9 protein-coding genes are annotated in these 10,792 nt (G+C 26.9%); 3 read left to right on the top strand and 6 right to left on the bottom strand.

What is annotated here, in order from left to right:
• The 5 genes from ACERKK_RS04475 to ACERKK_RS04455 all read right to left on the bottom strand — a co-directional run.
• Nucleotides 1–1,553 (bottom strand): immunoglobulin-like domain-containing protein (locus tag ACERKK_RS04475; RefSeq protein WP_373771880.1); only part of this gene is annotated, 1,553 nt, incomplete at its 3' end.
• A 125-nt stretch (nucleotides 1,554–1,678) separates the two neighbouring features.
• The gene (locus tag ACERKK_RS04470) at nucleotides 1,679–2,275 is read right to left on the bottom strand and encodes a LuxR C-terminal-related transcriptional regulator (RefSeq protein WP_373771879.1); all 597 of its coding nucleotides are present in this window, start codon (nucleotides 2,273–2,275) and stop codon (nucleotides 1,679–1,681) included.
• A 1-nt stretch (nucleotide 2,276) separates the two neighbouring features.
• Nucleotides 2,277–3,656, bottom strand: a complete 1,380-nt coding sequence (locus ACERKK_RS04465) for an HlyD family type I secretion periplasmic adaptor subunit (protein ID WP_373771878.1) — start codon at nucleotides 3,654–3,656, stop codon at nucleotides 2,277–2,279.
• Nucleotides 3,649–5,808, bottom strand: coding sequence for a type I secretion system permease/ATPase (locus ACERKK_RS04460; RefSeq protein WP_373771877.1), 2,160 nt, complete (start codon nucleotides 5,806–5,808; stop codon nucleotides 3,649–3,651). Before ACERKK_RS04460 ends, ACERKK_RS04465 begins: the two co-directional genes overlap by 8 nt.
• A gap of 17 nt (nucleotides 5,809–5,825) precedes the next feature.
• On the bottom strand, nucleotides 5,826–8,399 hold the full coding sequence (locus tag ACERKK_RS04455; RefSeq protein WP_373771876.1) for a TolC family outer membrane protein: 2,574 nt from the start codon (nucleotides 8,397–8,399) through the stop codon (nucleotides 5,826–5,828).
• A gap of 321 nt (nucleotides 8,400–8,720) precedes the next feature.
• Between ACERKK_RS04455 and ACERKK_RS04450 the strand changes: the two genes are divergently transcribed.
• From ACERKK_RS04450 to ACERKK_RS04440, 3 genes are all read left to right on the top strand, one after another.
• Nucleotides 8,721–8,936 carry a hypothetical protein gene (locus tag ACERKK_RS04450; protein WP_373771875.1) on the top strand — a complete coding sequence of 72 codons (216 nt, stop codon included), beginning with the start codon at nucleotides 8,721–8,723 and terminating at the stop codon, nucleotides 8,934–8,936.
• A 224-nt stretch (nucleotides 8,937–9,160) separates the two neighbouring features.
• A complete protein-coding gene (locus ACERKK_RS04445) occupies nucleotides 9,161–9,757 on the top strand; it encodes a hypothetical protein (RefSeq protein WP_373771874.1) in 597 nt (198 codons plus the stop codon).
• Between the two features lies 1 nt (nucleotide 9,758).
• Nucleotides 9,759–10,031, top strand: a complete 273-nt coding sequence (locus ACERKK_RS04440; RefSeq protein WP_373771873.1) for a hypothetical protein — start codon at nucleotides 9,759–9,761, stop codon at nucleotides 10,029–10,031.
• Nucleotides 10,032–10,534: 503 nt separating this feature from the next.
• Here the strand turns inward: ACERKK_RS04440 and ACERKK_RS04435 are convergent.
• Nucleotides 10,535–10,792 (bottom strand): hypothetical protein (locus ACERKK_RS04435; protein WP_373771872.1); only part of this gene is annotated, 258 nt, incomplete at its 5' end.

Here is a 10,792-nt window from a genome sequence, read left to right as displayed (position 1 = left end):
CCTATTGTTGCTGTTCCACCTTCATCTACTGTTACATCTTCTAATGTTAATACTGTCTCATTAATTGTATCTTCTACTGTTACTGTTGCTGTATCTGTTGTAGTTAATAACTCGAAGTTATCATCTTCTGTTGTATCATTATCTGTACTTACTACTGATACTTCAAAGCTTGAATTATCGTTATATACATCTTCACCATTATTGATTTCAAATGCTGGAGAAGTTATTACTGTTCCTGCTGTTGTTCCTGCTGGAATTGTAACTACGATATTATCTCCATTTACATCTTTTGCATCTAGAGTTACTACTAAATCAACTTTTGTATCTTGATCTAATGAAAGACCTATTGTTGCTGTTCCACCTTCATCTACTGTTACATCTTCTAATGTTAATACTGTCTCATTAATTGTATCTTCTACTGGTGTACTTACTGTTGAACTTGTATCAAGATCTTCGAAGTTTCCACCTGTAGTTTCTGCGATTGCATTATCAATTGTTCCTTCATCATTATATACATCTGAGTTTTCAGGAAGTGTTACTGGATCTGAATCAGCTGTTGTTGCACCTACTGGAATTGTAATTTCTGTTCCATCATCTAATGTTACAACTAATGGAGTTTCAGTAACTGCATTATCTACTGTTGCTGTATAAATAATTGTGTCTGAATCTTCTGTAATTGGTGAAGCTGTTAATGTTACTGTTGTTGTATCTGTTGATATTATCTCATCCAAAATAGTACCTACACCATCTGGTTTAACAATATTTGCATTTCCATCAACATTTGAAATATTTATGTTAATTGTTTCACCATTATCTGATATATAGTCATCAGTAATTGGAACTCTTATTGTTACACTTGTACTTCCTGCTGGAATCGTGATTGTTCCTGAAACATCTGTATAATCTGTACCGTTTTCTGTTGCAGTTATTGGGCTTGTACTATAATCAAAAGTTACATCTCCACTTAATGCTCTATCTAATGAAACTGTAAATATTAAAAATCCATCATCTTCATAAGCACTAATATCATTCACACTTAAATCTGCTGTAATCAAATTTTCGCCATCTGGAATAGTTCTTTCTACTTCGTCACCAAATTGTGCTTGTCTTAAATCACTAACAATATTAGTAGCATTTCCATCTCTATCTTGGAATGCAGAACTAAAATCTGTTCCATCTTCAGCTATTTCTTCACCAGCTGCTGTTTCTTCTTCTGTTACATCACCATTAGTTCCAGTAGCAGTATCTGTATCAGTTTCATCAACTTTTACATCAGCCCCATCCATAGTAAAGAATAATTCTTCTGTACCAAATGCTGTTTCTATTAAAGAAGAATCGATTAGCTGTTTTTGACCTTCACTTAAAACAATGACATCATTTCCAGAAAGTTCAATTTCTATTTGAGATGAAGAAGAGTTACTACTACTACCAAATACTGTGTCATTTTCGTAGATTACATCCCCTACTTTTAAAATTCTAATGTTTCCATTTTCGTCTTTTGCACTGAAAATTCCATTTGATAAACTTTTTATACTTCCTGCAATTGTTGCCATAATATTTCCTTTTTGATTATACTATTATTAATTATATTTAGATTTTAGTGTAATTTTTTTAGTTTGTATATCACCCCAAAGGATGATAATGAGAGAGGTATTAGATTATTATAAAAATATTGTTTTTATTTAGAAAATAATCCAGCAAAAGATAATCTATCTTTTACATTTAGTTTTTCATAGATATGTTTTATATGTGTTTTAACTGTATTGATAGATATATCTAGTTCTTCACTAATATTTGTATTTTTATATCCATCTTTTAATAAACTAGCTATAGTTTTTTCTGTTTTTGTTAAGTTTTCAAAGAGTTCTTTTTCATTTGTAGCAGTGTCTTCTTTTGTAATATCTTTTAAAAATTGCGTTGTAACTTGAGGTATTAACCAAACATAATTATTTGAGACAGCTTCTATTGCTGAGTTTAAATATGATGTTGTCATTAAAGTATTACCATAACCTTTTACACCAAGATCTAAAAATCTTTTTGCATTTAAAAAACTCGGAGTGTTATCTAAAACTATAATTTGATTTTGATCTTTTATAAAATCATTAATAAATTTTGAAGAAATATTTTTACAAACAGAAGTATTAACTATCAAAATACTATCTTTAATAGTTCTTAATTCTTCTGTATCGTCAATTACTTTAGTTTCAATATTAATTAACTTTTTCCATCTTTCTAGTAACAATAAGTCATCACTTAATAAATATATTGTTTTCATCTTATCTTTCCGTAAATGTATATTGTTTTGTTTTTAATATTGGTTTTAAAATATAATCTAATATAGTTTTTTTACCTGTAATAATATCTACATCTGCAACCATACCTGGAATAATTTTTAATTGTTTCTTTTCATCACCTATGTAGTTTCTATCTGTTTCAATCCTAATTAAATAAAAAGTTTTATCATCGTCTTCCGTTATTGTGTCAGGACTAATATTTATAACTTTTCCTTTTAAACCACCATAAATAGAGAAATCATACGCAGAAAATTTTACTATAGCTTCTTCACCATGGTAAATAAAAGCAATATCTTTAGGTGATATTTTAACTTCAACAATTAATTTATGTCCAGTAGGTACAATTTCTATTAAATCTTGTGCAGGTTTTACAGAACCCCCAACAGTATTTACATGAAGTTTTTGCACTATTCCATTGGATGGAGATTTTACAATTGTTCTAAAAACTTGATCAGTCGAAGCAACTGAATTTGCTTTCAAATCTTCCAAAGATGATATAGTCTCATTTAATTTTTCTCTTGTATCAACATCTGCTAAATGATATGTTTCTTCAATTTTTTTCTTTATTTCTAATATTTCTGATTTAATTTTAGAAACAGATAAAATAGCACTTTGTAGTTTTTGTCTAGCATCACTTTGTTCTCTTTGTAGTTTTAAAAATTCTACTTTTGATCTAATTCCTCTTTCAACCATTGGCTTCGTCATTTTAACTTCTTTTGAAATAGTATTAACAGAAAATCTCAGATGACTTATTGTTTGTCTTGCATCTTTTAATTCATTCTCTTTTTGTTTAATTTGTTCTTTTAATATTAATATTTGAGAATCAAGTTGTTTTTTATTTGTTAGATACAATTCATTTTCATTTTTTAAAAAGTCTCGTAGAATTTTATTCTTAGTTTCTTTAAAAGTAAAAGGTTTTTTCTTTAACTCTGCTTCAAGTCTTTTTATTTGAGCTTGTAAATAAAAAGATTTCAATTCATTTGAGGCAGCTGTTGAATTTGATTTTTCATTACTAATTTTAATTAGAACTTGATCTTTATTTACAGAGTCACCTTCTTTAACTAAAATTTCAGAAACGATTCCACCTTCAAGATTTTGTAAAATTTGATTTTGCCCATTAGGAACTACTTTTCCATTTCCTCTAGCAATTTCATCAATTTGGGCAACTGATGCCCAAGAGATGAAAAGGACAATTGTAATTAAAAAAGAAATAAGAACCCAATGTAACTTTCTAGGTCCATTATGAAGAAGTGCAGCACTTAAACTATTCATATATTCATAATCATTTGCACTTAAGTTCTTATTCGATAACTTTGGAGTTTTTTGGAAAAAAGCTTTAGAATTTTCTGTAAACTTACCCATCATTTGCTCCTAATTTTTTTATAACTTCAGATTTTTCACCATCTAAAACTTTTTCACCTTGATTCATTACAATAACTCGAGATACCAAATTAAGTAAATTCATTTTTTGTGTTACAAGTAAAAGGGTTTTGTCATCAAGTTTTTCATTTAGACTTTTTAAGATATGACCTTCTGTCGTCTGATCCATTGCATTAGTAGGTTCATCAAATAACCAAATATCAGCATCGTTAATCAAAGCTCTTGCGATTCCAACACTTTGTCGCTGTCCTCCTGAAAGTCCAGCTCCTCTTTCACCTATTGGTAAGTCATATCCCATAGGATGAAGTTTTACAAACTCATCCGTTCCACTTGTTTTTGAACACTCAATCATCCATTGATCATCTACAAACTTGTAAGTACCTAATATATTACTTTTAATTGTATTTCTAAAAAGATGAATATCTTGAGGTACATAGCTTAGATTTTTTCTTAAGTCTGCTGGATCAATTTGTGATATATCAATTCCATCTATCAATATAGAACCCTCTTCTGGTTCATATAGTTTTAAAATAAGTTTTGCAATAGTTGATTTACCAGAACCAATTCTTCCAATGAAAGCTACTTTTTCACCTTCTTTTATAGAAAAACTTACATTTTTTAAAGCATATGCTTCACTATCTGGGTATTTAAAAGACACGTTTCTAAATTCAATATTGCCATTTAATGATGGTCTTTTAACAAATTCTTTAGCTGTTGGTCTTTCAAGTGGTTTATTAACTATTTCATCAAGCATATTAAATGAAGTTTTTGCATCTTCATAGTTTGTAATTAATCCTGCAATTTGTCCCATTGGAGCAATAGCTCGTCCTGATAAAATCATAGTTGCAATTAATCCACCCATTGTAAGTTCAAACTCTTGAATTAAATAAACACCAAAAACTATAATTAAAACTGTATTTAGACCTACTAATAATCCAGTGATTGTAGGAATTGATGAAGATAACAATCTTGACTTTAAACTTTTATTAGCAATTTCGCCAGTTGATTCTTCCCAATTATACTGAATATTTCCAGCCATTCCCTGTGCTTTAATTGTCTCAATATTTTGTAAAGCTTCAATCAAAATTCCATTTTTTTTAGCACTTGCTTCGTAGGTATTCTCAATACTATTTTGTAAAGGTTTTTTAACTATCAGTGCGTAAATAACAATTATTAGAATAATTGAAAGAGGAACTAAAACCAAAATTCCTGCAATATAAAAAATAACAGCTAAAAAAAGTATTGCAAAAGGGAAATCAATCAATACACTTAATGTTGCATTCGTAAGAAAATTTCGTATACTATCAAAACTCTTTAGATTATTTGCAAAAGAGCCCACTGATTTTGGGTGTGCATGCATTTGTAGATCTAAAACTTTTTCAAAAATAATAGAGGACATAATAATATCACTTTTTTTACTAGCAATTTCTAAAAAATATGTTCTTATAAATTTTAAACTTGCATCTAATATAAAAACAATGATAACACCAATTGTGAAAACTAAAAGTGTCTCTTCTGCATTATTAGGAATAACTCTATCATAAACGTTCATTGTAAATAAAGGAGTTGCTAATACAAATAAATTTATTAAAATAGAAGCTAAAATACAATCTAAGTATATTCTTTTAGAAAATCCTAAGGTACTCCAAAACCAATGTTTCTGATCAGAAATATCTAGTGTTTTTTTATCATCTTCGTGTTCATATTCATATGCTTTCTTTAACATGAATGCAAAACCTAAGTACTCTTTTTCTAGTTTACCTATCTCAATCCACTCTACCAAAGGTTCTTCTGTTCCAACAAAAATCACTTTTGCTTTTGTTTTATCATCATTAAAACTTTCTAAAATACAACTATTTTCATTTGACAATAGTAAAATTACTGGTAGTTGTAAACTCAAAATATCTTTTATTGATCTTTTAATAATTGTTGTTTTTAATCCTGCTCTTAAAGCAGCTCTTGAAAATAAAGATTTTGAATTTGTTTTTGAGAAAAGCATTTGAGAAGTCAGGTTTGAATCCATTGGTAAACCTGACAGTAAAGACTCTGATGAAAAAGGTTTATGAAATAATCTTGTATATAAAACCAAAGACTCCAGAAGGGTGTCTTTAGTTTTTAAGGCTTTTTCGCTCATTTGTTACCTTTTATATTTTATTTATTTTCCACTCTTATAAGTGTAGCTTCAATTCTTCTATTTAAAGCTTGTCCTTCTAGTGTATCATTACTTGCTATTGGTTCAGAGAAACTTTTCCCTTCAGCTTGAATTCTAGAGGATTCAACACCATTTACAACTAATAAACTTTTTATAGCTATTGCTCTATTTGTTGATAACTTTTTATTATAAGAAAAAGAAGATCTATTTGTTTTACTAGAATGACCAGTAATAATTGTATTAAACTCTTTATTGTCATTTAGATATTTAGCATAAGCTAATACTTTTTCTTTTGTTTCCTCTTTTATAACAGAAGAGTTATTTTCAAATAAAACTTCTAAATTAATTGTATTTGTACATCCATTTTCATCTACTGCATATCCAGCAGGAGTATTTGGACATTCGTCTAATTCATTAATAACTCCATCATTATCATCATCAAGAATAACTTTTTCTATTTTCTTAGGTACATATAATGCAATTGCTACAACATTATTCAATAATTTATCTTCACGATCTGTTTCTAAGAATGATCTATCATAATCAACTCTTGATTCTTCGATAATTATTTCTTCATTTACGCCATTACTTACAAGTTGATTTTTTATACTATTTGCATAAGAAGCAGCAATATCATAACTTTTTTCTTTGTTTTTATTAGCTTGTCTATGACCTATTACAGTAACTTTAATATCTTGGTCATTATAATCATTAATTACTTCTGCAATTTCTGATATATTGTTTTCTTTTAAATTAAATGCATCCATATTAATAAATTCAAATCTTTTAATAAGTTCAAAATTATCATACATTAAATGATTATCCATTTCTTTAGATTTTACATTTTTATTTGCTGCTACATTAAATTCATAATCATATAAACCTAATTTTTCTGATTTTATTGGACTTTCTTCTGTATAAGCAGGAACAATATTTAAAAGAGATTCTTTTTCAATATCAAATTTATTAATTGAGTCGTCAATTTCACAACCTTTTGCATCTACTGTTGCACCAAATATAGTATTAGGACACATATCTTTTGAATTTATAATTCCATCAATATCATTATCTTCTTTTTCTTGTGAACAACCATAAGGAGTAATGTCATCGTTAGAGTTTATTGAATTATCACAAATATCTAATGAATCAACAATTCCATCTGAATCAACATCAAGATCAACTGGTAATTTATCTTCTACAACATCAAAAGGTTTAGTAGTAGGTAATGTAATATTATTAAATACTTGAGTATCATCAACAACAGTTTGTACCAATAATCCCATTGCATCTAAGATTCTATATTGAGCGTATAATTTATCCATTTGAGCATTCACAATTTGGTTTTTTGAACTTACAATATCATTTTGTGCTGATAATAAATCAAGTAAAGTTCTTCTTCCCATTTCATATTCACTTTGATAACTTTCAAGTGTTTCTTGTGAAAAGTCATTATATTTATATAATTCTACTAATTGGTCACCTAATAAATGATAAGCAGACCAAGAAAGTTCTAAACCTTCAATAGTTTCTCTTTTTAATTGTCTTTGAAGTTCTACTTCTTTATTGATAGTACTTCTACTTTTTTGAACATCAGCAACATCTGCTCCACCGTTATATAAATTCCAGTTAAGAACTACATATCCGCTGAATCTATCATCTTGGCTATCAAATTCATTATCCTTACTAACATCATTAAAAACTTGTTCTACTTCTAAATCTATTGTTGGATAAAAATTACTTTTTTTCTCTTTATATAATGCTTGTGCACCTTTAATATTAAAATTACTTACTAAAATTGAAGGATTGTTTCTAATTGCAAGCATTGTTGCACGTTCTATACTTTCTGGCATTACATAATTTAAAGCAGGAAGTGTAAAAGTTGAAACATCAGCATCTCTTCCGAATAATCTTTTAAATCGGAATTCTTTATCAACTGTATTATTTTTTTGTACTATTAAATTTGATTTAGCTAATGACAAAGAAGAAAAAACTTTTGTCATTTCTGATTTTGTTGTAAGTCCTTGATCAAATAAAGATTGTACATCATTATAAATTTTTTCATTAATTACTACATTCTCTTTAGAGATTTGATATAATTTATAGCTTCTTACAACATCTAAATATGCACCAACCATTTGAAAAGCAACATCATTTGCATTTTCTAAATAATGATGAGCAGCAGCAAGAATTCTAGCTTTTTGATAATCAATTTTATGAGTAGTACTAAAACCATTAAAAATATTTTGTGTTAATTTCAATGAATTTGTGTAATGATTATAAGTATTATCTTCTACACTATTTTTATATTCACGATCTGAAGAATAATCTTTTATTTCTCCTCCATCATTTCGACCAAATGTTCCTACATAATCTAATGAAGGAAGCCATTCTGATTTTGTAATTTCTAAATCTTGTTGTGTTTCATTAAAGTTGTTAAGACGTTCTTTGACAATAGGGTTTGTATTCAACGATTCCAATACACTTTCTTTAAGAGTAAGTGCTTGTGAACTTATACTTAATAAAAAAATACTTACTACTATACTAAATAATTTTTTCCTACTTATTAATTCCATTAAATTTCCTTTTTACATGTTTAAAATTATAACACAATAGTTCTTAATAATATAACTTTAAGAATTGTATAAATAATATTTTTAATTACAAAATATATAATAATTGTGTAAGATTCTGTAAGATTGTGTATTTTATATAATTAATATTGTAATAGAGTACTGATTCTTGCAAGATATTTAAGTTTTACTATTTCAAAACTATCTTTAAATCCAACAAGCTATTTTTTTAAAATACGATATGAGTATGGATCAAAGAACTCTCAATCAATTAGTCATAATAGACTTTTTAATGAAAAGTTTTTAATTGATCTTTCAAAAGATATGATTAAGAAGCTAGATAATCATATAACTCATAAAAAACACTATATAGGGATTTCTGCATCAAACTTTTCCAATGCACATAATCAAAAAACCTTTTCTTTAATTGATTATGAAAGAGATAAGAAATTTAAAGCTTTAAATGAAAAGTTGCTTAAGATTAGAGATAAGTATGGTGTTGATATTATTAGGTATGGGAGTGAGCTTAATATAAACTAGAAAGATTTTATGTAATACAACCTCTTCTATACTAACTTTTACTTTCAAAACAATCATATTAAATTTACATCTAATTTTTATTATTTCAATAATCTAATTCAATTACTTTTTATATAGAATTATATATAATTTATATATTAATTTATATAACTTATATTAATAATATATTAGATATAATAACTTCTTATTAAATATAAAGTTATCTAAATTTGAAGGATTAAATTTTGTCAATAGTAGTTTATAGTATAAAAGGTGGTGTTGGGAAAACAACTCTATCTGTTCAAATTGCGCAAATGTTAGACTATACATATGTTACAAATGATTCTCACTCTTCCGCACATAATTTAATGCCTGAAGAAAAAGGCTTTTTAGTTTCTACTGAAGAATATGAAGAGATACCATTTGATGATAATATTGTTTATGATTTTGGGGGATTTAAAGATCCTAGAATTAATATTATTATTAAGCAATCAGAAAAAATCATAATACCTACCTTAACATCTATTGTAGATGTTCAAGCAACAATAGCAACATTAAAAGATATATATGAGATTAATAAAAATATCATTATTGTAATAAATAGAACAAAAAATAATAACAAAGCAATTGAATTAAAAGAGTATCTACTCGAAGAAATAAATAAATCATATAAAGATATAAAAGCAACTATTCTATTTGTAAGAGAATCTTCTGTTTTAGAAGACAGTTTATTTGATTGTGAATATATTGAAACAAAAGCAGGTACAAACAGATTTAAAAGACATATCTATAGAAATGCTATTGAAGATATGAAGCAAGTTAAAAAAACTTTGAAGGATTAATATGAGATATGCAGATAAATTAAAGAAAAATACTTCTAAAATTAAAACTGATGAAAAAGTTTTAGATGAAAAAAAAATAGTAACAAAAAAATCAATGGGAAGACCAAAAAAAGCTCTAAATGAAGTTAGAAATACAGCTATTCCTGTGGCATTAAACCAGATTGAAAAAGAATGGATTGAAGAACAAGCTTCTAAAATGTCAACAGAGGTAGGAGTTAATATTACTACTTCAGCTTGGATGAGAATGACATTATTAAAGAATATGCCTAAATAGAAATATCCTTTAGAATTTATTCTTATTATCCAATAGCATAAAAATATTACTATATTTTAATAGTTGGATCATAATGACTTTTAATACAACTCCAAAAGTACAGGTTATTGAACTTGTTATTTTAACTTAGATATAGATGTTTTTACATCCCATATACGAATTCTACTATCTCTACTTCCTGAAACTACATATTTTCTATCAGAACTTTTGTAGCTATTGTACTTACAAAAATTGAATGTCCTTAATCTAATAAAAAAGGTTTTAGTTCAAGATTATTACCTGCAATAATATAAATTTTATCATTAACTTTATAAGTTATCTTTTACTTTTACGAATTCCATTGCAATCTTAAATGCCAATTCATTACCAACGAATTTATAAACTTCTGATAGTTCTACATTAAAATATCTTGCATAATTAGATAAGTCTGTTATCGAACATTCTAATAATTGGCATAATTCATTATATGAAATTTCTTTTTTATCTTTTTTTAACCATTCATCCTATGAAATCCATCCTCCATTATTATAATATATTTCTGGATCGGTAGGAATAGATGCTATTTTTTGGTTGTTTAATTTAAAAAATTCATGCCATTTCTGTTCTGTATTTATATTAGAAAAAGAAATAATTTTTTTTGCCTTATCATAAGATAAATAATTCTTATTATAGTTTTGTTCCATTCCTAACCAATTATCCCATGAAATCCATTCCTTGTAAAATATTTTAGGATTAAATGGTATATAATTAGGTTTAACTTT

This window comes from Poseidonibacter sp. (assembly GCF_041821165.1).
Classification (GTDB): Bacteria; Campylobacterota; Campylobacteria; order Campylobacterales; family Arcobacteraceae; genus Poseidonibacter.
The sequence above is the reverse complement of the archived record's forward strand: the minus strand, read 5'-3'. Positions and strand labels throughout refer to the sequence as shown.